At 44.8% G+C, this 26,128-nt stretch carries 25 protein-coding genes, 1 tRNA gene and 1 pseudogene; 14 read left to right on the top strand and 13 right to left on the bottom strand.

The features are described 5' to 3' along the window. Window positions 1–116 precede the first annotated feature (116 nt). The 6 genes and pseudogenes from QUA45_RS07320 to QUA45_RS07350 all read left to right on the top strand — a co-directional run bounded on the left by QUA45_RS07320 (window position 117) and on the right by QUA45_RS07350 (window position 6,455). Window positions 117–986, top strand: coding sequence for a M48 family metallopeptidase (locus tag QUA45_RS07320; protein WP_333220130.1), 870 nt, complete (start codon window positions 117–119; stop codon window positions 984–986). After that, window positions 965–1,046 (top strand) — tRNA-Leu (locus tag QUA45_RS07325). The genes QUA45_RS07320 and QUA45_RS07325 overlap by 22 nt, the downstream gene beginning before the upstream one ends. Before the next feature lie 205 nt (window positions 1,047–1,251). Further along, on the top strand, window positions 1,252–1,470 hold the full coding sequence (locus tag QUA45_RS07330; RefSeq protein ID WP_333098876.1) for a hypothetical protein: 219 nt from the start codon (window positions 1,252–1,254) through the stop codon (window positions 1,468–1,470). 416 nt (window positions 1,471–1,886) lie between these two features. Then, on the top strand, window positions 1,887–2,762 hold the full coding sequence (locus tag QUA45_RS07335; protein WP_333098877.1) for a DMT family transporter: 876 nt from the start codon (window positions 1,887–1,889) through the stop codon (window positions 2,760–2,762). Window positions 2,763–3,150: 388 nt separating this feature from the next. Beyond that, window positions 3,151–4,264, top strand: a pseudogene (locus QUA45_RS29135) (ISAs1 family transposase); the annotation flags it as partial. Between the two features lie 403 nt (window positions 4,265–4,667). Beyond that, entirely contained in the window at window positions 4,668–6,455 is a 1,788-nt protein-coding gene (locus QUA45_RS07350; protein ID WP_333220107.1) for a cellulose-binding protein, read from the top strand. Window positions 6,456–6,472: 17 nt separating this feature from the next. Here the strand turns inward: QUA45_RS07350 and QUA45_RS07355 are convergent, their stop codons facing one another. The 4 genes from QUA45_RS07355 to msrA form a co-directional block, all read right to left on the bottom strand. Beyond that, entirely contained in the window at window positions 6,473–7,054 is a 582-nt protein-coding gene (locus QUA45_RS07355; protein ID WP_333098887.1) for a DUF948 domain-containing protein, read from the bottom strand. Between the two features lie 37 nt (window positions 7,055–7,091). After that, on the bottom strand, window positions 7,092–7,433 hold the full coding sequence (locus QUA45_RS07360) for a YtxH domain-containing protein (protein ID WP_006632275.1): 342 nt from the start codon (window positions 7,431–7,433) through the stop codon (window positions 7,092–7,094). 121 nt (window positions 7,434–7,554) lie between these two features. Beyond that, window positions 7,555–7,821, bottom strand: coding sequence for a hypothetical protein (locus QUA45_RS07365; RefSeq protein ID WP_333098889.1), 267 nt, complete (start codon window positions 7,819–7,821; stop codon window positions 7,555–7,557). A 215-nt stretch (window positions 7,822–8,036) separates the two neighbouring features. Beyond that, entirely contained in the window at window positions 8,037–8,690 is a 654-nt protein-coding gene (msrA, locus tag QUA45_RS07370; protein WP_333098891.1) for a peptide-methionine (S)-S-oxide reductase MsrA, read from the bottom strand. 317 nt (window positions 8,691–9,007) lie between these two features. Here msrA and QUA45_RS07375 point away from each other — a divergent pair, with 317 nt between their 5' ends. Then, on the top strand, window positions 9,008–9,145 hold the full coding sequence (locus QUA45_RS07375; RefSeq protein ID WP_265236679.1) for a hypothetical protein: 138 nt from the start codon (window positions 9,008–9,010) through the stop codon (window positions 9,143–9,145). 123 nt (window positions 9,146–9,268) lie between these two features. On the opposite strand, the gene QUA45_RS07380 is transcribed toward QUA45_RS07375, so the two are convergent. The 3 genes from QUA45_RS07380 to QUA45_RS07390 all read right to left on the bottom strand — a co-directional run bounded on the left by QUA45_RS07380 (window position 9,269) and on the right by QUA45_RS07390 (window position 10,180). Further along, window positions 9,269–9,457: a DUF6999 family protein gene (locus QUA45_RS07380; protein WP_333098894.1), complete on the bottom strand. Its 189-nt coding sequence runs from the start codon at window positions 9,455–9,457 to the stop codon at window positions 9,269–9,271. A 113-nt stretch (window positions 9,458–9,570) separates the two neighbouring features. Further along, window positions 9,571–9,906 (bottom strand): hypothetical protein, encoded by a 336-nt coding sequence (locus QUA45_RS07385; protein WP_333220109.1) that lies wholly within the window; start codon window positions 9,904–9,906, stop codon window positions 9,571–9,573. A 73-nt stretch (window positions 9,907–9,979) separates the two neighbouring features. After that, window positions 9,980–10,180, bottom strand: coding sequence for a hypothetical protein (locus QUA45_RS07390; protein WP_333098897.1), 201 nt, complete (start codon window positions 10,178–10,180; stop codon window positions 9,980–9,982). A 237-nt stretch (window positions 10,181–10,417) separates the two neighbouring features. Between QUA45_RS07390 and QUA45_RS07395 the strand changes: the two genes are divergently transcribed. Continuing rightward, window positions 10,418–11,434 carry a hypothetical protein gene (locus QUA45_RS07395; protein WP_333220111.1) on the top strand — a complete coding sequence of 339 codons (1,017 nt, stop codon included), beginning with the start codon at window positions 10,418–10,420 and terminating at the stop codon, window positions 11,432–11,434. Window positions 11,435–11,476: 42 nt separating this feature from the next. On the opposite strand, the gene serS is transcribed toward QUA45_RS07395, so the two are convergent. The 5 genes from serS to QUA45_RS07420 all read right to left on the bottom strand — a co-directional run bounded on the left by serS (window position 11,477) and on the right by QUA45_RS07420 (window position 18,578). Beyond that, entirely contained in the window at window positions 11,477–12,757 is a 1,281-nt protein-coding gene (gene serS, locus QUA45_RS07400) for a serine--tRNA ligase (protein WP_333220113.1), read from the bottom strand. A gap of 367 nt (window positions 12,758–13,124) precedes the next feature. Beyond that, window positions 13,125–14,756, bottom strand: a complete 1,632-nt coding sequence (locus tag QUA45_RS07405) for an iron uptake porin (RefSeq protein WP_333220115.1) — start codon at window positions 14,754–14,756, stop codon at window positions 13,125–13,127. Between the two features lie 48 nt (window positions 14,757–14,804). Further along, window positions 14,805–15,809 carry an ABC transporter permease subunit gene (locus QUA45_RS07410; protein WP_333098903.1) on the bottom strand — a complete coding sequence of 335 codons (1,005 nt, stop codon included), beginning with the start codon at window positions 15,807–15,809 and terminating at the stop codon, window positions 14,805–14,807. Continuing rightward, window positions 15,806–17,350 (bottom strand): sugar ABC transporter ATP-binding protein, encoded by a 1,545-nt coding sequence (locus tag QUA45_RS07415; protein WP_333098904.1) that lies wholly within the window; start codon window positions 17,348–17,350, stop codon window positions 15,806–15,808. Before QUA45_RS07415 ends, QUA45_RS07410 begins: the two co-directional genes overlap by 4 nt. A gap of 181 nt (window positions 17,351–17,531) precedes the next feature. After that, window positions 17,532–18,578 (bottom strand): ABC transporter substrate-binding protein, encoded by a 1,047-nt coding sequence (locus tag QUA45_RS07420; protein WP_333098906.1) that lies wholly within the window; start codon window positions 18,576–18,578, stop codon window positions 17,532–17,534. Window positions 18,579–19,338: 760 nt separating this feature from the next. Between QUA45_RS07420 and QUA45_RS07425 the strand changes: the two genes are divergently transcribed. Beyond that, a complete protein-coding gene (locus tag QUA45_RS07425) occupies window positions 19,339–20,505 on the top strand; it encodes a glycosyltransferase family 4 protein (protein WP_333220117.1) in 1,167 nt (388 codons plus the stop codon). A gap of 106 nt (window positions 20,506–20,611) precedes the next feature. Further along, complete coding sequence (locus tag QUA45_RS07430; protein WP_006632268.1) at window positions 20,612–20,992, top strand: hypothetical protein; 381 nt, start codon at window positions 20,612–20,614, stop codon at window positions 20,990–20,992. Between the two features lie 162 nt (window positions 20,993–21,154). Here the strand turns inward: QUA45_RS07430 and QUA45_RS07435 are convergent, their stop codons facing one another. Then, a complete protein-coding gene (locus tag QUA45_RS07435) occupies window positions 21,155–21,403 on the bottom strand; it encodes a chlororespiratory reduction protein 7 (RefSeq protein ID WP_333220119.1) in 249 nt (82 codons plus the stop codon). Between the two features lie 286 nt (window positions 21,404–21,689). Between QUA45_RS07435 and sir the strand changes: the two genes are divergently transcribed. The 4 genes from sir to QUA45_RS07455 all read left to right on the top strand — a co-directional run bounded on the left by sir (window position 21,690) and on the right by QUA45_RS07455 (window position 25,981). Next, the gene (gene sir, locus QUA45_RS07440; protein ID WP_333220120.1) at window positions 21,690–23,678 is read left to right on the top strand and encodes a sulfite reductase, ferredoxin dependent; all 1,989 of its coding nucleotides are present in this window, start codon (window positions 21,690–21,692) and stop codon (window positions 23,676–23,678) included. Window positions 23,679–23,928: 250 nt separating this feature from the next. After that, window positions 23,929–24,717 (top strand): 16S rRNA (uracil(1498)-N(3))-methyltransferase, encoded by a 789-nt coding sequence (locus QUA45_RS07445; protein ID WP_333098917.1) that lies wholly within the window; start codon window positions 23,929–23,931, stop codon window positions 24,715–24,717. A gap of 47 nt (window positions 24,718–24,764) precedes the next feature. After that, the gene (locus tag QUA45_RS07450) at window positions 24,765–25,181 is read left to right on the top strand and encodes a lysozyme inhibitor LprI family protein (RefSeq protein ID WP_333098919.1); all 417 of its coding nucleotides are present in this window, start codon (window positions 24,765–24,767) and stop codon (window positions 25,179–25,181) included. 53 nt (window positions 25,182–25,234) lie between these two features. After that, window positions 25,235–25,981, top strand: coding sequence for a PPC domain-containing protein (locus QUA45_RS07455; RefSeq protein ID WP_333098921.1), 747 nt, complete (start codon window positions 25,235–25,237; stop codon window positions 25,979–25,981). The last annotated feature ends 147 nt before the right edge of the window (window positions 25,982–26,128 follow it).

A 26,128-nucleotide genomic window follows, 5' to 3' on the forward strand; every position in this document is an offset into this window, starting at 1 on the left:
GGAAGAAGGAAGAAGGAAGAGGAAAAAAGGAAGAAGCAAAAGAATTCCCCATGCCCAATTCCCCATGCCCCATTCCCAATTCCCTATTCCCAATTCCCCATTCCCAACTGACTAAAATGTCGAACATACCGCTCATCGGTTTGAAAGCAGACCAGTTTCGCCACCCGCTAGACTTGGAAGCCACCAACACGCTCAAACAACTGCCCGGCCTGGATTTGATGGTGCGGCAGTTGCTCGGACAACTGGGCGAACAGTTTTTCATGCTGGAAAATCTGGCTTCCAGCGTCCAAGTCGGCGAAAATCAATTGCCCCACCTGCATCAATTGCTAGTGGATGCCTGCAAAACTCTGGATTTGGAGGTGCCGCAGCTTTATGTCCGCCAGCATCCTATGCCGAATGCTTACACCTTTGCGATGCGGGGAAAACAGCCTTTTGTGGTGATGCACACTTCTCTGATTGATTTGCTCACGGACGAGGAGGTTAAGGCAGTAATTGCTCACGAGTTGGGGCATTTGAAGTGCGAGCACGGAGTTTACTTGACTCTGGCTAATTTAATTGTGTTGGCCGCCGGCCAAATTTCGCCTGTGGGAGCCATACTCGCGCAGGGTTTGCAGGCGCAAATGTTGGAATGGTTGCGGTGTGCGGAATTTACGTGCGATCGCGCCGCCTTGCTCGCCACCCAAGACCCAAAAGTGGTAGCATCGCTGTTGATGAAACTGGCCGGAGGTTCGCCGACTTTAGCTCCGAAACTGAATGTCGATGCGTTTTTGGCCCAGGCGCGGGCCTACGACGACCTCAGCACCACTCAACTGGGAGAAATGCTCAAACAAGCTCAAACGGCTCAGTTGTCCCATCCTGTACCAGTATTGCGCGCCAGAGAGATCGATCGCTGGGCAAGTTCAAAAGATTATGAATCTTTGCTTGCAAGAAATCGATCGGTGTGTTATGATGGTGAAACCCAAAAGGGCGGGTGGCGAAATTGGTAGACGCATCAGACTCAAAATCTGACACCGAAAGGTATGAGAGTTCGATTCTCTCCCCGCCCACTGCTAAAAAAGCTAGTGATGCCTTAATAAAGAACTGTGTGTAAAGTAGCCCAGTAGCTCCAAGTGCAGATATCATCACTTGATATCGCCCTTGCTGGTGGCTTTGGTTGCTAGCTGAGTATTTTCCGAACTTCAGTTGAAATAACTCATGAGCAACCGCACTATTACTTTCATCTGCTTTTTTATGTAATAAAAACAGAAAGAGATGAGTAATGAGGCAAGCAATATACCTTCTTTGGATTTAGCCATCGTTCCAGGCACAGTTTATATCCAAGATTGTGTCTGGAATCAGTTAAGTAAACTGTATACTCTTGATTTAGCCACAGGTAAAGCAACATTCATCGGTAAGATCATTACAGAAGTGTATGATATTGCCTTTGTTGATTCACAACTCTATGGCATGGAGCGAGTACGAGTTCGATAAAATGCTCGTTGCTGCTGATTTCGCACCACTGAAAGATGAGAAAGATGTATCGGCTCAATAATTCGGGGCGGACTACCCACTCACGAACGATTTTGCGTCATTTGAGGTGCATCGTTGAGCGATTTACCCCGGATTATTGAGCGGGTACGGTAGAAATATATCTTGGGTGTCCGAAGAAAGGAAGGAAGAAATCCCAAACTGCAACCGAATTGCTTCCTTCCTCTATTCGGACATGATGGTATTGATTTATCTTCACCGCCCATTGCTAAAAAAGCTTAATAAATCTAGGGTTCCCGGTAGCCTACCTGGAACCCTAATTTATATGGCATGGGGAATCGGGCATGGGGAATTGGGAATTGGGCATGGGGAATTGGTAACAACAGTCAACAGTCAACAGTCAACAGTCAACAAATTTTATGGGTGAAATCGCCGCTTTAGGCGCTGCATTTGTCTGGGCTCTATCTTCCACCATCTGGCAGCGAGTGGGACAGCAAATCCCCGCAGTGGTGCTAAACTTGCTCAAAGGTGCGATCGCCCTTTTCATGCTCCTTGCCACTATACTAATTTTAGGTAAACCCTTACCCGCAATCAACCCTAATATTTTAGCAATGCTGCTCATCAGCGGCGGCCTAGGAATTGGCATCGGAGACACCGCTTTCTTTATCGTCTTAAAATATTTAGGCGCGAGGCGAACGCTGCTTTTAGAAAGCCTATCTCCCCCTTTAACAGCTTTATTGGGCTTAATATTTTTGCAAGAACAGTTATCGGCCATTGCTTGTACAGGCCTTCTTTTAACAATCTGCGGCGTAGCGTGGGTAATTGCAGAACGAACAGCCGAAACAACCTTATCATCAAAAAATCTTTGGCAGGGATTAGGTATTAGTTTATTAGGACAAACAACCCACGCCGCTGGAGCAATTTTATCCCGCGCCGCCTTCACTCAAATAGATATCGATCCCCTGTGGACGGCGGCCTTGCGTTTGAGCGGCGGTATGGCAGTCATGCTATGCTTTTTGAACCCAAAAAACCTTGATAGTTTCAAACAATTAAAAGCGCCAAAACTATTAGGTGCAATAATTATAGCAGCTTTTTTAGGAACCTATCTCGGAATTTTCCTACAACAGACTTCCCTGAAATATGCACCCGCAGCAATCGCTCAAACACTCAGTTCTACCAGTCCCCTCTTTATACTGCCTTTAGCGGTGTTGGCGGGCGAAAAAGTGAGCATTCGGGCTGTTTTGGGGGTAGTTGCTGCGATCGGTGGAATCGCCTTATTATTGGGTTTGAAGTGATAATATTTTACACAACAGAAGTGTTGCGTGTCCATAAACAATCAAAAAATAGGTTCTTGCGTACTTAGTGTGATTAAATATTAGTTTAAGTAGCCACAAACTAAACTACGTCTTAACTAACTGAAAAAACGCATGAATTTAAGTTAAATATTGCTAAAAAATCTTGCCCCGCAAGAATTTGGGGCATCTTTTGATAAAAATTAGCATACTAAGTAGGGCTTGCTGAATAAGCGATCGCACTTTACGTGGCTAGGGTAAGCTCATAAAATTTGGTAGGAATTGTACTTGACATACAAGAACCGAGCATGGTGAAGGAGAGAAACCTATCTAAAAACACAATCTCTAAGAAACATCATTGTGTCTCAAGGCTTTAAAATTAAATCTGTTAATGCCAAAAAAAAGTTCAGATCCTGTGAAAAATCCCAAAGCTGTGCTAGAAATTGGAGTTATTCAAAATAGTTTAGTTAAGCAATTAGGAGGACTAAAAGACCCCAGAGTAGAGCGAAAGAAGAAACATCAACTCACCGACCTTTTAGTAATTTCAAGATTAGCCATAATTGGCGGAGCGGGATGGGAAGACATCGAGAACTACGGAATTAATAAACAAACCTGGTTAAAATATTTTTTGGCATTACCAAACGGTATTTCTTCAGATGATACGTTTCATCGGTATTTGAGTGCATAGATTCAGAAGCCTTAAATCAGTGTTTTCTCAATTGGCTAGAAACCTTGGTCACGAATATGGCAGGAGAGATTATACCTAGAGATGGCAAGACAATTAGGGGTTCATACGACCGAAATCAAGTCTTTGCAGCCCTTCATCTAATTAGTGCCTAGCCGAGTACGCAACGTCTGGTATTAGCACAGATGAAAGTAGAAAATAAATCTAATGAGATTACAGCCATTCCCGCATTATTAGAATTGCTGAATATCACAGACTTGATTATCACCATTGATACTATGGGAACACAAACAGAGATTACCAATAAGATTATCCAGGATAAAGGTGATTATGTCCTAGCACTTAAAGCCAATCACCAAACTTTATATAATCAAGTTCAGCAATGGTTTTAAACGGCGCAAGGGCAGAATTTTCACTTAGTTGATGTTAGCTATGTCAAACGTATTGCAACAGGACATCAGCGAGGGAAATTCGGGAAGTTTGGACTGTACCCGTTAGTGCTATTTCTCAACTTTATTAACCTAAAATATAGGCGGGATTGCAAAGCCTGGTAATGTTTGTCCGTGTACGTCATGTTTGGAACAAAACTACTCGTGAAGTTCAGTTTTATTTAACTTCTTTAGATAGTAATCTTCAACTTATTGGTCAAGCTATCCGTAAAAATTGAGGGATTGAAAACGAAGCCCATTGGACTCTCGATGGTATTTTTGCTGAAGATGCTTGCCGGATTCGCTCTTTCCACAGTCAGCGCAATTTTACTATTCTACAACGTATTGGACTCAACGCTCTCAATCGCGAACAGGCTTATAAATGTAGTCTCTGACAAAAAATTAAACGGACATCTATAAACAACGATTATATGATTTAAGTTCTCAGATATTTTTTCATAGACTCTACATTAGATGACTCTGATTCCTTATGTCAAACCTAATTGAGATGCTCTTACCCTGGTACAGTATCAATTGATATTAACATTCGACTAGAATTCCCCTCAACTTCAAAAACTCCGAAAAAAGAAGATTTGGATAAAGAGGATTAGATTGGCGATCGCACTTGGGGACAGAAAGGGCGATCGCGCCTCCACTGAGATAGAAACAATGTTGATAAATGTTAATAATTTTATAGCTGATAGTTTGAGAAGGAGCTTTTTGATAACATATAAAAATTAAAACTGCCTCACCCACTTCGATTTTACCTAAAACAATCCAATTTTAGTCAAATTTATGTTTCCATTAAGTATCAGCTCGAACAAAAAAGCTCTGGGCTTTGTGCTGGGTTTATTAATTTTTGTAATTTTTATTCCCGGATGTTGGGCTTTAACAACTAATATTGCTCCCACAGCAGCACGGCAAGTAGATAGCAAAGTAGCTGTGCGTGCAGATGTACAAAATACATCAAATTCTCGCTCTTCTTTAGGAGTTGGGCTTAATGGCATTGCTGACTACTCCACACAATTACCATTTTTAGATGCTTTCAAATCTTCTAGAAGATGGATAACTCAATGCGTCAGCGGACAACCAAACTGTAAAGGTGAATGGGATACAGAGGAGTATAATCTTTTAAATCTTGATGCAAATGGGTGGGTAAAGTCTCTTCCATCCCCCGAAGATGCTCCTAAATATACTAGGGTAAGTACCCTATTACTTAGGGAAATCCCCAATCGCTATCCTTCAGGGCAATATATTGTTACCTATGAGGGTGAAGGTGCGATCGAATATAGCTTGGATGCCAAAAAAGATGAGGCTGCGTCGAAACCTGGGAGGGATATCATTAATGTCGATGCCACACAAGGCGGAGGCATAATGATTATAATTACTGCTACCGATCCAAAGAAAACAGGGAACTATATCCGCAATATTAAAGTTGTTCACTCTCAAGATGAACAGCTTTATCAAAGGGGTGAAATATTTAATCCGTTGTTTATAGACAAGATTAAAAAGTTTAGAGTATTGCGTTTTATGGACTGGATGGGGACAAATGGTTCGGAACAAAAAGACTGGTCTAACCGACCTAAACCTGAGAGTATATCCTATGCTTACAGAGGAAATGTTCCCATAGAAGTTATGGTGAAGTTAGCTAACAAAGTCCAAGCAGATCCCTGGTTTAATATGCCGCATCAGGCTACGGATGAATACATGACTAACTTTGCTAAAATGGTCAAAGATAGTTTAGATCCGAAGCTGAAAGTTAATGTAGAGTATTCTAATGAGGTTTGGAATTGGTCATTTCCACAATCGAATTATGCTTTGAAACAAGGTAAAGCGAGGTGGGGAGATAAAGGCGATGCTTTTATGCAATGGCATGGAATGCGTAGTGCTCAAATGTGCGATATCTGGAAAAGCGTCTTTGGGGAGCAAAAGAATCGAGTTGTTTGCGTGTTGGGAACTCAAAGAGCTTGGAGAGAGTTAGGAAATTATGCTTTAGATTGTCCCTATTGGGTAGCTGAGGGCAATAAACCTTGTTATCAACACGGCATAGATGCCTATGCAATAGGGGGATATTTTAGTGGAAACTTGGGCGGGAAAGAAAGTGTCAGCAAAGTACAATCTTGGTTGAATGACGCCGATGGCGGGTTTGGCAAAGCTTTTAAGCAATTAAAAGATGGCGGGTTACTGCCGGGGTTCAAAGATAGTTTGTCTGATGTGGATAATGACTTTAAGTATTTCTTAGATGTGGCTCAAAAAAAAGGTCTTAAGTTATTTGTTTACGAGGGGGGTCAACATATTGTAGGTATTGAAGGAGTTCAGGATAACGAAAAACTGACCAAATTTTTTATGGAATTAAATAGGCGTCCAGAAATGTATGATATGTACACCCAATTACTGAATAGTTGGAAACAAGCTGGAGGCAGTCTTTTTATGCACTTTGTGGATGTGAGTTCATTTAGTAAGTGGGGAAGTTGGGGGGCTTTGGAGTATGTGGAACAAAAGGGTTCGCCTAAGTATGATGCTTTGATGGATTTTATTGAGAAGAATCCTTGCTGGTGGGATGGCTGTGCTCTGGAGGGATGATGAGGAATTGGGTGCAATCAAGGATCGTTCGATCGCACTTCCTCAAACTCTTCAGCATCCCCCGGCAAACCCGAACCCTCGCTACTCCTCAACCGGGGCGATTCCCCATTACTCGCACCCGCACCGTAAACCCCAGAATACCTATCCTCCAAACCCGAATCCCTTAGCGAAAGCGCACTTCTTTGACTCGGCGACAATCTCTCTGTTGACCTGCGATTTGTCCCAGAAATCGCCGGCTTCCGAGTTAAAGTTTTCCACGCAGCCTTAATCCCAGTCACCACGCTGCGAGTCGTTACCTGCACGTTTTGCGCCTGCTTTTTGGCGCTACCAATACTTCGATCGACCTGTTTGACAACCTCCCCCGCACTTTGTACTCCCTCGCTGACATCATCCGTCAACTCGCTAATTTCCAGCCCCGTCAACCGAATCGCCTCCAAAGTGGGCGGAAATTCGCGAGAAAGCGTGTCAGCGAGCTTTTCCACGCTGCGGGCCGCCCGTGCCAGCGCTTGCACCGCAGGTATTAAAGTCACTAAAACAGCAGTCAGGCTAACTGCCACTAGCAAAATCGAAAGTCCTAGCCAAAATATGGGATCGCTCACTGGAATCTGGGATTGGGGGTTGAGAATTTCATGCCATTTAGCGGATGGGAGGGCGCGACGGGGGACTCACTTCAGCTTCAGCTTCCGACAGGGTTTGGCGTTCCCGTTGAGTCGCTTCCAAACCTGCCGCGATCGCCTCTTTGAGTCTAATCAAAGTTTCGTCCCAATTTCGGATGGCAGTTTCAGAAAGCCGATCGGCCTGCAACTGCACGCTAGTCGATAAATCTTCCGCCAACTCCGGCAAAGCATCGGCCGATTTTTTCAATATCTGCCGCGTCTCCTTGCCCGGTCGCGGTGCTATCAGCAAGCCAGTCACGGCGCCGATCGCAGAACCCACAAGCAAACCGCCAATAAATAATCCTGAACGTTTAGTTGACATTTGTATAACTTCTCTCCATACACCAATTTTAGGCACGTTTGCCCGATCGCAGCCCTTTACAAAGGTAGAAATATTGTTGAAAATCCTACTGAGTCAGCACGGGCGGCAATTTTAGGATAGCTTACCTCAAACGTCGATCGCGCCTGGACCAAAGCATCCGTCCCAAACCCAGCAATCCCAAAAGTTGCTGAACCTGTTGCAGTTGCAATTCCAGTTGTTGATAACGTAGTCGCAGTTGGCGGGTACCTTGCTGCCTTTTACCAAGGAAATCCGGCGACATACTGAGGACATTGCTGCTACAGCGTTCGATTGCTGCGATCCGAATTTCCAAACGTGCGATCGTCCGCCGAATTTTCCACACCTTCGCAGCGATATAAAAACAGACCATAGATATTAGTAGATTGATAATTACAACAGCACTCAGCATTTATTACCCATTTTCAAATACTACTAAGATATTCCGCTTTTTGTTGCGGACTAGGAGCAACTGCCTACCCGATATATTGTAGGGAGACAAAATTGTTGTGTCCTGATATATGTTTTAAGGACACAACAATGTTTTGTCCTGAACTATGTGTCCCTATCCCTAAGCTGTGTCAAGTTTTAAGCCTGAGACATAGCAGGCAAACAAACTTTTGTACCGCCCAAACCGCAATAACCGTTCGGGTTTTTAGCAAGATACTGCTGATGATAGCTTTCTGCGTAATAAAACTCAGGAGCATCAATAATTTCAGTCGTAATCTTGCCGTAACCGGCCTCCGTCAAAGCCTGCTGGTAAGCATCGCGCGAAGCTTCAGCTAGCTGCTTTTGGCTGGCTGAATACGTGTAAATTCCCGATCGGTACTGAGTACCAGAATCATTGCCCTGACGCATTCCTTGAGTAGGATTGTGACTTTCCCAAAAAACTTTGAGCAGCGTTTCGTAACTAATTACTTTGGGATCGAACACAACCATAACTACTTCATTATGTCCCGTCATCCCGCTGCAAACTTCGTTGTAAGTAGGATTCGGAGTAATCCCGGCCGCGTAGCCAACAGCAGTCGAAAAAACTCCATTTTGCTGCCAAAATTTGCGTTCTGCTCCCCAAAAACAGCCCAGACCAAACAAGGCAGTCTCCATGCCGTTTGGAAAGGGAGGTTTGAGCGGATTGCCGTTAACAAAGTGAGTTGCCGGTACCGACATCGACTCTGCCCGTCCCGGTAATGCCTCTTGGGGAGAGGGCAGGCTCGACTTTTTGCCAAATCCAAATAGCACCATAAGTTTGTGAGGGGATCTCTGATAAACGTCTTTACCTTACTTAATAATATCAGATGTATACTGAAAATAGCGGCCCTCTTAAAGGTAGAAGGTAAAAACCAGAAGGCAGATTTTTTTTACGGAAGGTTTTTGGTGATACTGCTCACTGCCAACGCAGTTTTAAATCACCTTATGCAGTGTTCTCTGTCACCAAAACATACCTAAAATATCACCTTTTGTTGAGGTAAAAATCACGCGGATTTTAGGCGAAACATCCGATTATTAAAAGTATGGTGTTGTAGTAGTTATTCAATACCATTTATTGGGAGTGTGTAGAAATGGGCGCTAAACCTTGCAGTCAACCTTTAAAATCTAATCCTTTTATTACTTACCGCGACCCAATTACAGGCAAGTGGATTGTGGTAAATCAGACTTTGCCCAAAGCAGCAGAACAAGCACAGCTAGCAGCAGCTTGAGTTCTGATATTAATTTTTGACCTAAAAATTAACCATTCTTTCAAACGGCAGGACTTACGCAAAAAGTTATTGGACGCGCTACTTATATTCGTAAGGTGCTTACGTTGCATCTACCTAAGCACCTTACTTGGAAAGATTTATCATTTCTTTTTGCAGTTCCAAATAGCGATAGAGATATTTCGCAATTATCCCGTGCAAAAACAAGTCGCGTGCCGCATTAAACGAACTATTGGGTGCTAGCGGATGGCGGTTGACAATTACATGATTTCTGTCGCAATTGCCAGTAATCTCGCTGAGGTAAGCCAAACCCATACTAACTCCAGCAACAAATAAGCTTGCGGAGACTTAGGGTGTTGCGGTTTAATGCTTTCGAGAGGCGAAGCTTCGGGAACCTCATAAAAGTGAGAAATTTGAGAAATCATAGGTTAATTGATATTTTCCACAGCAATTAACCTCATGTATCTGGCGGGGTAACAAAATTCTGTATCGAAAGGCAGGGATGTTCCCGCTTGTACTGAAGTTTTTGCTTCCAATTTGGTGTTTTTGAACAGGTGCGAAGGCAATTCGGAAGCGACGGCAATTGCTGTTTGTTTTTTGCCGAGTTCGATTTGAGATGCGGCGTAATTTAAAGCACTAACTCCGGTACAGCAAACTCCTTGAGTTGAGACTATTTCTAGGGGAGATAATTCGGAAAGTTCCCCGTGTACTGTGCTGGCAAATCCCGGTACTAATAAGTCTGGTAAAGTGGTAGCGCAGGCCAATAAGTCGATCGCCCCCGGTTCCAACTTTGACTAAAAAATCACGTCGCGGACAGCCAAACCTGCCATTTGACGGTTAGAATATAGTGTGCTGCTGTTTGTCGATCGCGTAGTAGCGCTGTTGAATGCCATTGCTGTTGAGAATTCGCTGCCTGACTCTCGAAGGGCGCGAGGAAATTTTTTTGCCAAGATACTCTTCCATCTCATCATTATTAATCGGTTCTCCCAGCAAAAATTTTCCCATCCGATTAATATAAGCACTGTAAATGGCGTACACCTCTAAAGTTGCTAATTTACTCGGGTTCGTTGGTTTGTTAAATCCAGCCAGAAAATATCTAAAATTGATTGTGCTTTGTGAAGTAGTGACCTTGCAAGGAAGAACCAGCTATCTTCTAGAGTCGCCGGAAATCAGGCAAGTTGAGCAACAGCAGCAACAAGTAACCTGAAGCGGGGTGAAGTTTATTGTAATTGAGCCAATATGTAACTAGAGTTCCTTCACTGCTTGGTGACTGAAATGGATATTGAAGAACTAGATGCTTGGTATTCTCAATCTCAACGACGCACGGCTGTCTCGCTGTTGATGAAACGAGTAGGCGTAACTCGCACTAGGGCTGAATGCTTTGTAAGGCTTTGGGTTTACTTGTCGGTGAAACAACTTCAGGAAAGCCAGCCCCGTCTCAAACCACCGCTGACGAAACTGGAATTGCCCTCAACAGAAGTGCTGTGCACTCACCGGGAAGCCGCCGAACTATTTTACTCCGATTCCGATCGCGGAAGCGATCGCGCTGCCGGAATGATGTTAGATAAATTAGCAGCCCTGGGGTTAATTAAAAAACACTTTGACGGTAACACTACGGAAATAGAAATTCAACCCGTTCCAGAAATTTTAAATATTTCCGAACCTCAAAAGCCTGTACAACTTCAATTAGATGATTTCAACCCCAGGTGCGACGCGATTCCCGTTGCCAATTTATTAGCCACCAATTACAACTGGATGAACCGCAACACAAACGCCGTACCCCAAAAAATCGCTAAAATACTCCGGTTTTTGGCCCGTCAATACTCAAAGGGAATGCGAGTTTTGCGGCGCTCAGATAACCTCAATCCAGTCGGGTTTTACTTACTTTATCCAACAGCTAGCGAATCAGAAGTCAATTTTTTTAACGCTCCTAGCAAAAGCCTTCATTTAAGTTCTATTTCCGATATGGATCCTTTCAATATGGCGCTACCAGGAGATCAAAATAGCCAGTCAGTATTTATCCGCAGTTGGATGATCGATCCGCAGTATTTGTCAGAATACCGCATTACTTTTCTGGAAGACACACAAAAAGTTTTAAGCGAAATGCAAACAGATTTTCCCAATATTTGCGACTTGTACACGCTCATGATTCACCCCATGTACGAAAAACAGGCTCTGGCTTTGGGATTTCATAAGACTAGCAGTGATAGTCAGTTATCTGTTTACTGGATGTATCTGGCCTTGGATAGATTTTTAGCATTAAATATCAAAGAAGCCTTGCTCAAACTGTAGGGTGCGCAGTGCGCACCTTACCCCAATTTTAACTCAAAACTATTACAAAACTTCCCTCGCCAAGTATTGTTGCAGCACTTCCGGCACTTTTACAGTTCCGTCTGGCTGCTGGTAATTCTCCAAAATAGCCGCCATTGTGCGGCCCACAGCTAAACCGGAACCGTTAAGGGCGTGAACGAATTGAGTGCCTTTTTTCCCAGCTTCTTTAAAGCGAATATTTGCCCGCCGCGCCTGAAAATCTGCGACGTTGGAACAACTGGAAATCTCGCGGTATTTGCCTGCAGAGGGCAGCCACACCTCTAAATCGTAGGTTTTGGCTGCCGCGAAACCTAAATCGCCCGTACACAGTGCGATCGCCCGATAAGGCAATTTCAGCGCCTGCAAAACTCCCTCAGCATCCTGCACTAACTTTTCGTGCTCTGCCTCGGAGGTACTCGGATGCACGAGTTTTATCAATTCAACTTTATTAAATTGGTGCAATCGAATTAATCCCCTCGTATCTTTCCCATAACTGCCAGCTTCGCGCCGAAAACAAGGAGTATAAGAACAGTGATAAATTGGCAACTGTTCTGCTGTCAAAATTTCACCTCTGTACAAATTGACCACCGGAACTTCGGAAGTAGGAATTAACCACAAATCATCTTGGTCGCACTTGAAACTTTCTTCAGCAAATTTGGGTAATTGACCCGTAGCGGTGAGGGATTCAGTATTAACTAAAAATGGGGGAATTACTTCTACATAACCGGCTTTTGTGTGGCGGTCGAGCATAAATTGAATAATCGCTCTTTCCAGGGCTGCCCCGGCTCCCATTAAGCTCACAAAGCGGGGCTGAGCGATTTTTACTGCCCGTTCAAAGTTGATAATTCCTAATTTTTCGCCGATTTCCCAGTGCGGTAAAATACCGGGGTTTTGGGGTATGTATTCGTCTCCACAGCGCCGGATTTCGACGTTTTCCTCTTCATTTTTGCCGATCGGCGTTGACGGACTCGGTAAGTTTGGCAGAGGTAGCAATAAAGCTTCTATTTGAGCTTTTAGGTCTTTTTCCTGTGCTTGCAGTTGGTTCGACTCGGTGCCGACTGCGTTGCCTTCTGCTTGCAGTTCCTGAACTTCGGGAGATTCCAGGGGTAAACCCGATTTTCTTTTTTGACCGATGAGTTTGGCAATTTCGTTGCTGCGGGCTTGCAGTTGCGATCGCTTCCCTTCCAACTCCCGCTGCTGTTTGTCTAATTGCAAAATCGGCTCGATTTCATAGTTACCTCCGCGCAGGTTGAGGCTTTCTTGCACGGCTTGCGGGTTTTCTCGGATTAATTTGAGGTCTAGCACAGATTTATTCTAAATCTTAGATTTTAGATCGGCTGGGACAAAACGAGATGATATAAAAGCTTTCTTAATCATTTACATATTAATTTATAAGTTATTCTGACTCAGAATTTCGGCGGGTATTACCCCTGAAGGGTGACACCCCACAAATGTCTGCTATACTTGCAAATATTAGTAGATGCACCCTGATAATTTTCTACCCCAGCCAGCGATGGTAGGGGTTTTTTGTTGTGTAGGATGAAATTGAAGTCCTGGACGCACTATCAGTCTAAAAAACCCGGTTTCTCGCGATTATCGTCTCAGATGAGGCAATTACGTCAAGAAACTGGGTTTTTGCATCCCAGACTAGGTTAGTAAAATATCTTTCCGGTTAAAAGTTAAAGCCAGTGCGGAGCAACCAAACCCATTGAGTGTCGTTGCGGCTGTCATTCTCAGGATTAACAACGGCCCAAACACCAGGGGTGATGGAAATGTTGTCGTTGACCTGAAAGCGATAGAAAGCTTCAATGTGATAGGAAGTATCTCGCTCGCGGCGCACATTACTGCTCGTCACGCGACCTGGCAAACCCACTAAAATCCCCGGTAGGTTGCCTTCACCTCCCACATCTGGGAAACTGATCCCGATCGCTGCATACACAATATCAGCGCGATCGTCTCCGTCAACATTTAGCAAAACCACGCCACCTCTACCATCAGAAACGCTGCTAACACCGGAATTTTCTGCATTGGCGCGAGTATAAACGCCCCAACCGTGAACTTGCAAGCGGGGAGCAAGGCGGTAGAATCCTTGTACGGCTACAGAATCGGTGGATGTAGCAATATTGTCCCCAAACGGTCGCGCAGCCAGAAAACTGCCCGTACCGCCTGTGAGGTCGGCTTTACCGCTTGGTGCAAAGGTACGAGAATAGGCTACGCCAATGGCTCCGCGATCGCCCCGGTAGGCAAGCTGAACCAGAGCGTTGTAGGAACCGTTGAATAAACCGTTACTTTGCTGCGAGAGATTGGGATTGCCTGCTAGATAGCCTACTGTCAGGGTGATGTTTTTGGCCATCGTCCAGTTGACAGCAGCACCGCCACCTCCCCGGCGGTAGAGGGGACTGTATTGTCCGAACTTCGAGGGAATTCCCTCACTATCGCTGGCGATCGTTGGAGGAGTCAGCAAATCGGTAATATCTGAATACCCAACACCTGTCGGGCCCACGGTCAGCGAGAGATTAGAGGTCAGCGGGGTCACATACAATACGTGAGGGACGGTGATTGTGTTATCGACATTGCCATCAAAGTTCAAGGCCGTCATATTTGTACCCGTCTCGTCGGCAAGCCTGCCCAAGTTGCCGAATTCCAAACGGGTTCTCAGCATATCGCGACCGGTGAAACTGGTTTCAAAATTTAATCGCCCCCGGTTGGCAAGAATAGTGTTGGTGCGATCGCGCGAATCCCCAACACTGTTGCCGGAGGTATCTGTTACCACCACGATAATTTCCGCATTCAGCTTCGTCGTAGTAGAGAACTGATTCGCTTCTAGTTCTGCTGTGCGTGCATCTAGGGCATCGACTCGACCCCGCAACACCGATAATTCAGTTGCAAATTCTCCTTGCAGCTTTTGGACTATCGCTAAATCTTCCGCAGTAATCTGGTTGGTTGTTCCTGCGGCAATTAGTTCGCTAACTTGATCGAGACAGCTATTCAATCCTGCTGCAAATTCGTACCGCGTCAGCGCCCGGTTTCCTCTGTAAGTTCCGTCGGGATAACCGACAATGCAGCCGTAGCGTTCTACTAAAGATTGCAGCGCCTGAAACGCCCAGTCAGTCGGTTTTACATCCGAGAGTTGAGAGACAGAATTCACCTGCGCGAAGGGGTCTTCTGCCAAGGGATTTAACGGTTCAGGAGCAACTAATCTATCAATTGGTGCAGCAAAACTGGGGAATAATGTTAGTAGAAATACAGCAGGTAATCCCAGGATAAAAGCAGTAATCAGGTGATAAAAAGGAGGGATGTGCATAGAAAAAAGCTCCGAATAAGGAACCGATACACCGAATTAGCAATACCTTTACGCTGCGCTTGAGCCGGTGCGAACTTTGTCAATTGTTACTGCGATAATTATCACCAGACCTTTGACAACTAACTGCCAGAAGAAAGACACATTCATGAGAGTTAGTCCATTGTTGAGCAGGGCAATAATTAAAGCCCCCAGCAAAGTACCCCAAATAGTGCCAATTCCACCTGTGAAACTCGTTCCTCCCAAAATTACAGCAGCGATCGCGTCTAATTCGTAGCCTTGCCCCAACATTCCCGTAGCACTGTAGAGGCGCGACGCGCTCATAATTCCACCTAAACCAGAAAGCAACCCACTCACGCCATAGACAAACAACAGCACCCGACTCACCTTAATACCTGTCAATCGTGCTGCCCGAATGTTACCTCCCACAGCATAAATATGCCTCCCTAGAACAGTCCGCCGCAAGACAAACCAACTCGCTAAAACTGCGAGAAAAGCGATAATAACCAACCAGGGAATAGGGCCAACATAGCTGTTACCTACCCAAGCGAAATTCAAATTTCTATTGATAACTGTAGTGCCGTTAGCTACTAAATAAGCAACTCCCCGCAAAGCTGTGTAAGAACCCAGGGTTACGATGAACGGAGGCAAACCTAAATAGGCAATTAGCGAGCCGTTAAGTAATCCTAAAAATACTCCGGCTATTAATGCAGCCGGTACGGCAAACCAACCGAGACCTGGAACTAAGGAAACCAGCACCCCGACAACTGCCGTCACGCCCAAAATTGACCCAACAGAAAGGTCAATTCCCCCCGTCAAAATCACAAAAGTCATGCCGGTAGCTAGGACAATATTGATCGATGCTTGCCGGATGACATTGATCAAATTTCCTACTGAAAGAAAGTTGGGCGTTACCAGCGAAAAAATGATACAGATGCCAATCAAAATCGGCAGGATGCCGGCCACTTGGATGAAATTTTTCCAAGCTTGAGCTTTACTGGCTTTTTGGCGATCCCTTGATTGATTTCTGGTGCTTTTTACTTCTGTTTGACTCATGATTTTTTTACCTCTGTTGCCCCGGTGGCATAAGCCATAATGTTCTCTTGCGTAATTGCTTCCCCAGTCGCTCCGCCTACTTCACCGACGAGGCTTCCTGCTCGCATCACTAAGACGCGATCGCTCATTCCCACAATTTCCGGCAACTCGCTGGAAATCATTAAAATACCTACACCCTTGGCTGCCAAGTCGCTAATAATTCGATAAATTTCGCTTTTGGCGCCAATGTCCACACCCCGCGTCGGTTCATCTAGCAAAAGCACCTTTGGGTTGATAGCCAACCAACGCGCTAGCAGCAACTTCTGCTGATTTCCCCCAGAAAGATCCATTGCCCTGATGCTCGGACTTGCAAGGCGAATCTGCAAATTATTAATAGCATCATTGACAATTTTCAACAGAAAATTTGAGTTAATAATGCCAGCTTTTGCTTCTCGATCGAGGACATTCATGGTGATATTTTCACCCGAAGTTGCCTCCAAAAATAGTCCGAGAGCCTTGCGATCTTCTGGTACGTAAGCAATTCCGGCGGCCATTGCTTCATTGGGTGTCGAGACATTCAGAGGACGATTTTCGAGTTTGATTTCACCGCTTGTCTTTCGATCTGCACCAAAAATCAGGCGGGCAAGTTCTGTTCTGCCGGCGCCAACTAAACCAGCTAAACCCAGAATTTCGCCCGCATGAAGTTGAAAAGTGGCCGGCTTTACTTTGCGGCCGTCGCTTAAATTTGTTACCTCAAGAACAACAGCACCCGGTGTTATTTGATGCTTGTTTTCGTACAAATCCTGTAAAGAACGACCCACCATCATTTCCACCAGGCGATTGGCAGAAATTTCGTGCTTTTCCAGAGAGCCAATATATCCACCATCTCGGATCACGCTCACGCGATCGGCAAGGGCATAAATTTCTTCCATCCGGTGGCTGATATAAATAATAGCAATCCCCTCATTCCGCAAGCGGCGAACCACTTCAAAAAGCTTATCTGTTTCGCGGTCGGAAAGCGCGGCCGTCGGCTCGTCCATCACTAAAATTCGGCTTTTATCTTTTAGCGCCCTAGCTATTTCCACTTGCTGCTGTTCTGCAATTGAAAGTGTGGAAACCAGGTCGCCAGCATCAAAACTTGCATCGAGGTTTGTTAATACCTCAGCAGCCCTACGCCGCATTTCATCTTGGTCTAGAAATGTACCTCCTTTCTTCAGCTCGCTGCCCATAAAAATGTTTTCAGCAACTGTCAGATTGGGGGCGAGATTGAGTTCTTGATAAATAATCGCTATCCCTAAATTTCTGGCTTGACCGGGGTCTGTCATCTTAACAGCTTGACCGTCAATTCTGATTTCGCCTGCATCAGCTATGTAGGCTCCCGCCAGAATTTTCATCAGCGTGCTTTTGCCCGCACCGTTTTCCCCCATGAGGGCGTGGACTTCGCCTGGGTAAACGGTGATATTTACATCGTGCAAGGCTGTAAAACCGTGAAAGGTTTTTGTAATACCTTGCATTTCTAGTACGGGCTTAGTTTTAATTGAATCTTGAGTGCTATTTACCATTGTAAATACCGTAAGGAAATCTGCTTGACTATTAAACTTAGATCCCCCCTAGCCCCCCTTAAGAATGGGGGGAGAAGATTCTTCTCAAAGTCCCCCTTCTTAAGGGGGATTTAGGGGGATCTAGACTCGGGCAAAAACGGGATTCCTCAAGGGTTTTAGTCTTAACTTGACACGAAGAAGGTCACTCGCTTGTCCAGCCTTTATGTTGATTGACGTTTTCGCGAGTAATCAGCGCGACTGGAATCAGAATGTTTGGATTGGCTGGCTTGTTTCCTTTGAGAATGTCGTTGCCGACTTCAACTGCCTTGGCTGCCATGCGAAATGGATCTTGAGCTGCTGTAGCCACAAATAAACTGTTGTTCTGCTTGAGTGCATCTAAAGCTTCAGGTGCACCATCAACTCCCACAATGAAGAACTCGCTCCTTTGTGCTTGCTTGGCTGCTAATTCTGCACCAATGGCACAGGGGTCATTAATTGCAAAAACAGCATCAATTTTTGGGAAGGAAGTAAGCAAATCGCTCATCACTCTTAACCCGCCATCGCGACTGCCTTCTGCGTTCTGATCTTTGGAAAGAACTTTGAGATCGGGATATTTGGAGAGAACACTCTGGCAACCCTGAACTCGCTCGACCACTGAAGCGACGGGAGGCCCGTTGATAATCACAACGCTGCCTTTTCCTTTCAAGCGATCGGCTATATATTGACAGCTTACTTCGCCAGCTTGCACGTTATTTGAAGTAACTGTGGCATCAACGCCTCCCTCGGCGGCGGTATCAACTGCAATTATCGGAATTCCGGCTTGCTTGGCTTTTTCGACAACCGGGGCAATGCCTTTGGTGTCAGCAGCATTGAGTACAATCATGCTGACATTAGAGGCAATAAAGTTTTCGATTTGATTGAATTGCTGATTTAAATCGTCGCCGCTGGAAACGAGAGTTGTCTTCACGTTTGCACCGCCGATTTTCTTGGCTGCGGCCTCAGCGCCCTTGCCGACTTGTACGAAGAATGGATTGCCGAGGTCGCGGACTGCTACAGCAACTGATGAAAGTTCGGAGTTGCTTGTTTGCGTGCTGTTTTGAGCGTTCTGGGAAGCGGCGGTGCAACTTGCCAGAGTGCTGCTGAGTAGACTAAAAAGACTGAGTGCGATCGTTACTCGTTTCACCTCAAACTCCAATGAAGGCTCATTTGGAGAGAGTCGCTCGTAAATATGACCTTGCCAACCTAACATTAGCTTTGTTAGGTTTAAGCTCGAATACCTAATGTTTTAGGTGAGCGGCTTTTCTTTGTACATGATTGTACGAGATCGTGTTTATTTTCTGCTCGTAAAAATTTTCACTCATCTCGCCAGACTACTTTTGTTAACCGAAAAGATGAAGATTCAAACTATCTCCTCGATGCCAAAACAATCAACGATATTAATACTTATTTAATGCTTTATGAGCATTAACTTTTGGCAATGCGTGACAAATTTTTAGGAGAATATTTTCGACAAAATCTTTCAGAAATTGCTTTTAAAACCTGGCACAGTCATATTAAATTTAACTCTCTATCTTGCTGATGATAACAATTAAAGACTGGCTCTATATCTATCTTTGGATAGACAATACTTTTACCAAAGACTAAAAATGCGATATCCTCGATCGACACCATCTGCTAATCCTCAGTCTGCTCGGACGCGCCGCACCAACTTAATAAATCTTAATTTTTGTTTGGTGCATAATTTTGTAAAAAATCATTAAGTTTACAGTAAATTACGGTAGATTATAGTAAGGTTCAAGCAAAGCCTCGCACTTACTCATGCAGCTACTTAAAAAGCCCTAGTAAAAAAGCAGATAGTCGCTCAAAACCAACGGTGAGATTAAGCGAGTCAAATATTTGCCTGTAAAACCTGCAACTACAGTCATTTTGACATGGTTTAAAAGCTCTGGATAATGGCGATCGCCCTTTTTGACAAAATCACTATAATGCAATAATTGTCTGCGCTGTCAATGGGTAAATCTGAGATGCGATCGGCAAATCACTTATTCTGTTTCCTAGAAATATTTGCCAGCGAAGGCGGCATTCAATCCTACGTTAAAGACATTCTTAAAGCTTACCTGTCCATAACCGCAGGGACAAACTCGCCGTCGCAAGCAGAAGTTTTGCTATTGCGAGATTCCCCAGACTGCAACAATCGTTACGAGTCAAAAAATCTGAAATTTTATTACCTCAAAACCGAGAATACCGGCCTGGGCCGTCTTAAGTTTGCTACAGTATTACTAAATCGCTTGCTGCACAAACGACCGCAGCGGGTTTTTTGCGGTCACATCAAACTCGCACCGCTAATTCAAATTTTGTGCCAACCCTTGGGAATTCCCTACACAATTTTAACTTACGGCAAGGAAGTGTGGGAACCGCTTGCTCCCAAATATCAAACAGCAATGAGACAAGCTGAGAGTATTTGGACTATTAGCAGATACACGCGCGATCGCACTTGCGAAATTAACCAATTAAATCCCGAAAAATTCCACATAGTGCCTTGTACTGTAGATGAAAATATATTTACCACTGGACCGAAGCCACAGGATTTATTAGAGCAGTACACTTTGGTTGGTGCTAAAATATTGATGACTGTAGCCAGATTGCGATCGACGGATATTTACAAAGGGGTCGATGTCACAATTCAAGCTTTGCCGCAAATAGCCGAAACTTTTCCGAATGTGAAATACTTAGTTATTGGCAGAGGAGACGATGGATCCAGATTAGCCACACTCGCTGATGATTTGGGAGTTACTGAAAGAGTAATATTTGCGGGTTTTGTACCGACAGAAAATTTAGCACCACATTACCTGTTAGCCGATGCTTATGTAATGCCATCCCAGGAAGGCTTCGGTATAGTTTATTTGGAAGCGCTGGCTTGCGGAGTACCCGTACTCGCGGGAGACGCGGACGGGTCGGCAGATCCGCTGCAAGATGGTAAACTGGGATGGCGAGTTGCCCACCGAGATTCAGCAGCAGTAGCGGTTGCTTGTGTGGAAATGCTGCGAGGAGAGGATAAAAAGTGCGATCGCCACTGGTTGAGGGAACAAACCCTGGCAAGATTTAGTTTTGAATCCCTTTGTCAATCCTTACAAGGAATTTTTCAACCCTCTCACTCAGATAAACTTTTGCCGTAGAGAGCGGTTTCTCCGTGTACAATGGGAAAATTAACTCGATCGACCGCCTGAATTTCTGAGTAGGATAGAGTTATGCCTACCTGCAAAGACACCCAAGGAGACCACCGTGAACCAAGGCACCCCCAAAATCTCTTTCCAGCTACCCCGTATTAGTAATTGGTTGATACTGCTGGGCATCGCCTGTTTGTTGGTGTCAATTGGTTTGGGTTGGATAGTTAAATCAGTGTTGATTTTAGTAGCTTTTTTGTTGCTGACGCCTGTGGTCGCATTTTTCGCGCTTCAGTGGTGGCTGAAACGCAATTTAATTGAGGACAATTGTCCAGTTTGTCAATACGAATTTACAGCTTTAAATCAAACTCAGTTTCAGTGTGCGAACTGTGGCGAACCTCTGAAAATAGAGGAAGGTCATTTTAGTCGCTTGACACCGCCCGGTACGATCGATGTTACCGCAGTTGAAGTATCATCGGTTCAACAGTTGGAAGATTAACCGATTTTGGATTTTAGATTTTGGATTGAAGAATTGAAGAATTGAAGAATTGTTGACTTTTGACTGTTAACTGCTAACTGTTACCAATTCCGAATTTCCGATGCCCGATACTTCGACTACGCTCAGTATAAGTGCCCAATTCGCAGTTCCGCATTCCCAAAATTACTTTTCCAAGCGCACTGCATACCACTGCAAAAATTTTCCAGCCCCGACATCTAATTCACAATAAGTACCAATCAAATACTTAGCTTGATCTTCCACCCCAGATATTTTTTGCACGTCCTGCGGCAAATCTTCGTGTTCCTCGGTTAATACGGCTTTCAGCTTTTCTAACAGTTCCGCTGCCGTCAAAAACTGCTCTGACTGGTTTGTTTCTAAGACCACAAAGGTGTCTTCGTCATACAGTGACATAGTTTCAAAGGTTGAGGTTAATTATTTCTAAAGTTTCGTACACTTAAGCGAACCAAAGTATAAACTCTTAATTACAATTTTTCAGGCCGGGTTCGATCGTGTTACAATTAAGCACCATCAGAATTCCTAGCGGATTACCGTTATTAACTTAGTTGTTAACCGAGTTGTCAACAGATCCGACACAGCATTTCTGAGGAGATTTGTCAAGTGCAAATTTGTCAAGTGTCAAATTGTCAAGAAATATTCGATCGGCTGTATCTAATTATAACTGGCACTATACATTCCCATGATCACATCTTCCCCTTCAACCCCTGTTGCGCGCAAGCCCTCTAAAGCAGAAGGTCTCAAAGAACGCAGCAACTATTTACGAGAACCCGTTGCGACTGAACTGTTACAAGAAACTACCCACTTCACCGAAGACGGGATTCAGATTCTCAAATTTCACGGATCGTACCAGCAAGACAACCGCGACAATCGAGTTAAAGGACAAGAAAAAGATTATCAGTTCATGCTCCGCACCCGCAATCCCGGCGGGTTCACTCCGCCGCAATTATACTTAGCCTTAGACAAGCTATCTGAAGAATACGGCAACCACACGATCCGAGTTACAACGCGCCAAGGTTTCCAACTGCACGGCGTGTTGAAGAAAAATCTTAAAGCAGTGTTTTCCTCAATTATTAAAAATATGGGGTCAACCTTGGGAGCTTGCGGCGACTTGAACCGCAACGTCATGGCACCGCCAGCACCGTACAAAAATCGCCCAGAATACAAGTATGCGCTCCAATACGCCAATAATGTAGCGGATTTGCTGACACCGCAAACCGGTGCTTATTACGAAATTTGGCTGGATGGGGAAAAGGCTGTTTCGGCGGAAGAAGACCCCGCAGTGAAAGCTGCCAGACAGTCCAACCGCAACGGCACAACATTTGACGACAAAGAAGAACCGATTTACGGGCAGCATTATATGCCGCGCAAGTTCAAGTGTTCCGTTACCGTGCCGGGAGACAATTCAATTGACTTGTACTCTCAGGATTTGAGCTTGGTGGTAATTACCAATGAAGCTGGCGAGTTGCAAGGTTTTGACGTGTTTGCTGGCGGCGGTTTGGGCCGCACTCACAACAAAGAAGAGACTTTTGCACGGGTTGCGGATGAGATTTGCTATGTTGCCAAGGATGATGTTTACCATTTGGTTAAGGCAATTGTAGCAACCCAAAGAGATTACGGCGATCGCACAGACAGACGGCACGCGCGGCTGAAGTACCTGATTAACGACAAAGGCGTACAGTGGTTCCGCGAAAAAGTAGCAGAATATTTTGGCAAGCCGCTAGAAGCATTTAAACCGCTGCCTGAGTGGAAGTATTTTGATTTCTTGGGCTGGAATGACCAAGGAGACGGCAAGCTGTTTGTCGGCATTTCTGTGGATAATGGCCGGATCAAGGATGAAGGTTCATTTCAGCTAAAAACTGCTTTGCGGGAAATTGTGCAGAAGTACAACTTGCCGGTACTGGCGACGCCACACCAAAACGTGCTGATTTACGATATTTCGCCGGATATCAAACAGGAAATTCAGGGAATACTCGATCGATGTGGCATTCAGCGGGAAACTGCAATAGACCCATTGGTGCGTTATGGGATGGCGTGTCCAGCAATGCCGACTTGCGGGTTAGCGATTACCGAATCGGAGCGCGTGATGCCGAGCATTTTAGAGCGGATTCGGGCACTTTTGACCAAAGTTGGCTTGCAAGACGAGCATTTAGTGGTGCGGATGACTGGTTGCCCAAATGGATGCGCCCGCCCTTATATGGCAGAATTGGGGTTTGTCGGGAGTTCGCCGGAATCCTACCAGATTTGGCTGGGCGGTTCTCCCGACCAAACGCGGCTGGCAAAACCAATTGAGGAAAAGCTGCACGTCAAGGATTTTGAAGCTTTTCTGGAGCCGATTTTTGTTTATTTCAAGCAAAAACGGCAACTGAGCGAGAGTTTTGGCAATTTTTGCGATCGCGTCGGGTTAGAATCTATCCGTCAATTTGTAACCAACTACCAATCTGCTGACTCGATGACAACTGAGATAAATGAATTAGAAGTTACGTCTAGTAACGATGACGGGAACGAGACTGCCACTGCTGGCGGTGGCAAAGTCCGCCGTCGAATTAGCGTCCGCGATGAAATCTACAACGAGCTCAAGGAAGAAGCAGCCCGTCAGGGCAAGCCCATTACACAGCTAGCTACAGAAGCGATTTCTACTTATTTAAAAAAGATTAAGGAGGAAGCATAAGCCGATTTTCAATTGTCGATTTTTGCTCGCATCAAATAAAACTCACGCAAAAATAATATAAAGGCAGAGCATTTGCAGAAAAAACTTGAATTTGTAAGATAATTCCGGTTGTAGATGCTCTGCCTTTATTGTTTTTTAGCGGTTGAAACTCCGCCTGTCCATCTCTTCTCTTTTTCTCTTCCTCTGCGTTCTCTGCGTTCTCTGCGGTTAAATAAAAAAACATATTAGGGAAAGAGCAATTTAAAATCCAATGGCTCAATTACAAAGATTAGCAGTTACTGACACTCAAATTTGCGATCGCAAAATCGACTTAACTAGAGAACAGCAGCATTATTTAAATCGAGTGCTACGTTTGCAAGGGGGCGATCGATTTATTGCGATGGACGGCCGAGGGCATTGGTGGTTAGCAGTCCTAGAAGCCCAGGAAACCGGGTTATTTGCCTCAATAGCAGAGGAGATTTCTGTGAACAGGGAGCTACCAGTGGAAGTAACTTTGATGGCGGCTTTGCCCAAGGGAAACGGCTTTGACGAGGTTGTGAGACAGGCGACGGAGTTGGGTGTAGCAAGTATTGTGCCGGTAACGAGCGATCGAACTTTGCTCAAACCAAGCGATCAAAAAGTTGAGCGGTGGAGGAGAATTGCTGCGGAGGCGGCGGAACAGTCGGAACGTCAAATTTTGCCGATGATTTTAGAGCCTATTTCGTTTGATTTTGCTGTGAAAGATTGCGGTCAAAAAAATCGATTTATCTGTGTTGCTCGCGGGGAAAATCCGCATTTGTGGGATTGTTTAGTCGGTTTGGGTCCGCCCCAGTTTAGGACGGACACGGGGGGACTGCCCGTACAAAGGGGGGAGCAAGATGGCGGAGAATTATCGATTGTCATAGCTATTGGCCCGGAGGGTGGATGGACGGAGCGGGAGGTGAAAAAGGCGATAGAATTTGGTTTTGAAGCTGTTTCTTTGGGTAGTAGAATTTTAAGAGCGGTGACAGCTCCGATTGTGGCTTTATCTTTAGTTGGCGCGGCATTTGAGAAGTGCTAATATCAACAAATAATAAAGAATTGATAGGATAGGTGGGTTGACGGGGAATGAAAATAGAGTTGAGGAAAAATCGATCGCTCTTTTGGTCGAGCGCGCTTTTGGCAATTTTCGGTACACAATCAGTTTCTGCACAATCTCCGATTTTTCCCATTGCTCAACAGATTAATTGCGATCGCCCGCAAGGAGATGCACAAGTCAGAACTTGTATTCGGTTGAATTACGAAGCCTCGGATAAACGGCTAAACGAGGTTTACAAACAACTGATTTCTCAATTGAGTGGCGAAGAGCGGGCGCTACTTTCAGAAGCCCAATTAGGGTGGATTAAGTTAAGAGATAAAACCTGTGAATTTGAAGTTTATAAAAATCGTGGCGGTACGGGTTATGGAGGTTTCCTGAGTGAATGTTTGGATCGCATGACTAAACAGCGCACTGCGGCATTAGAAAACTATTTAAAACAAAGATAAAATAGGAAGTATACCGTACAACACCTGACAAGAATAAAGAGAAAAAAGTATTTATGAAAAGCCGCTCGCCCTTCACCCTCAGCATCATCTCAGCAATTGCAACCACCCTCGTCCCAGCAGTCTTCGCCCAGCGACCGCCATCAGTCAACGAAATATACATCGATAAAAATTGTAACCGTAACCAGCAACTACCGCAACTTGAAAGATTCACTATCTTTAGCAGAAACGAATTTACAACTAACGGTCAAAACTACTGGTTATACGCCGCCCGCTATCAAGATGGAGGCGTACTTCTCTGTATATCTAAGCCAAATTTTAATCAACCAAAACCTATAAATGAACAAAAAATACAAGCCAATTTTATTGACAAAATAGTCCGAGACCCCAACAACAAAACAGCCTTTATCATCGCAGTCAGAGAAGGAAACGGCCCCGAAGCACCAGTGACAAATTACGGCTTAGAATTGAGCAATGTCGATCGCCCAAAACTCACCTCCCTTTCCATCCTACAGCAGCGGGGAACCCTCACAGACGGCGAATCACGCCAACACAACTTTCAAGGACGGGCAGGTCAATCTATTACGATCGACCTCAAAAGCAGAGGATTCGACCACAACATAACACTGTTCGACACCAGCGGCAAAAATATTGCCCAAACTGCAGGTAACTCCCAGAATCGCCGAGAGTCTCAAATCGCCGTAAAATTGCCTAGTAACGGCACTTATAAAATAGTTGTTAAAGGAGGCGATCGTACAAGCAAAGGTTCCTACAGCTTAAGCATTAATTCCAATCAACTTTGACTTATATTTATTTTCACATCCACTCAACATCCCTCTCTACACATCCGCGTTCATCCGCGTTCATCCGCATACATCTGCGGTTAAAAAATCCAAATCTTAACTTTTCCCAACAGCCCAAAATCCCAAACAAAAAAAAGCCAAAGTTAT

Origin of the sequence: Microcoleus sp. Pol12A5, from assembly GCF_036701435.1 — a bacterium.
GTDB lineage: Bacteria > Cyanobacteriota > Cyanobacteriia > Cyanobacteriales > Microcoleaceae > Microcoleus.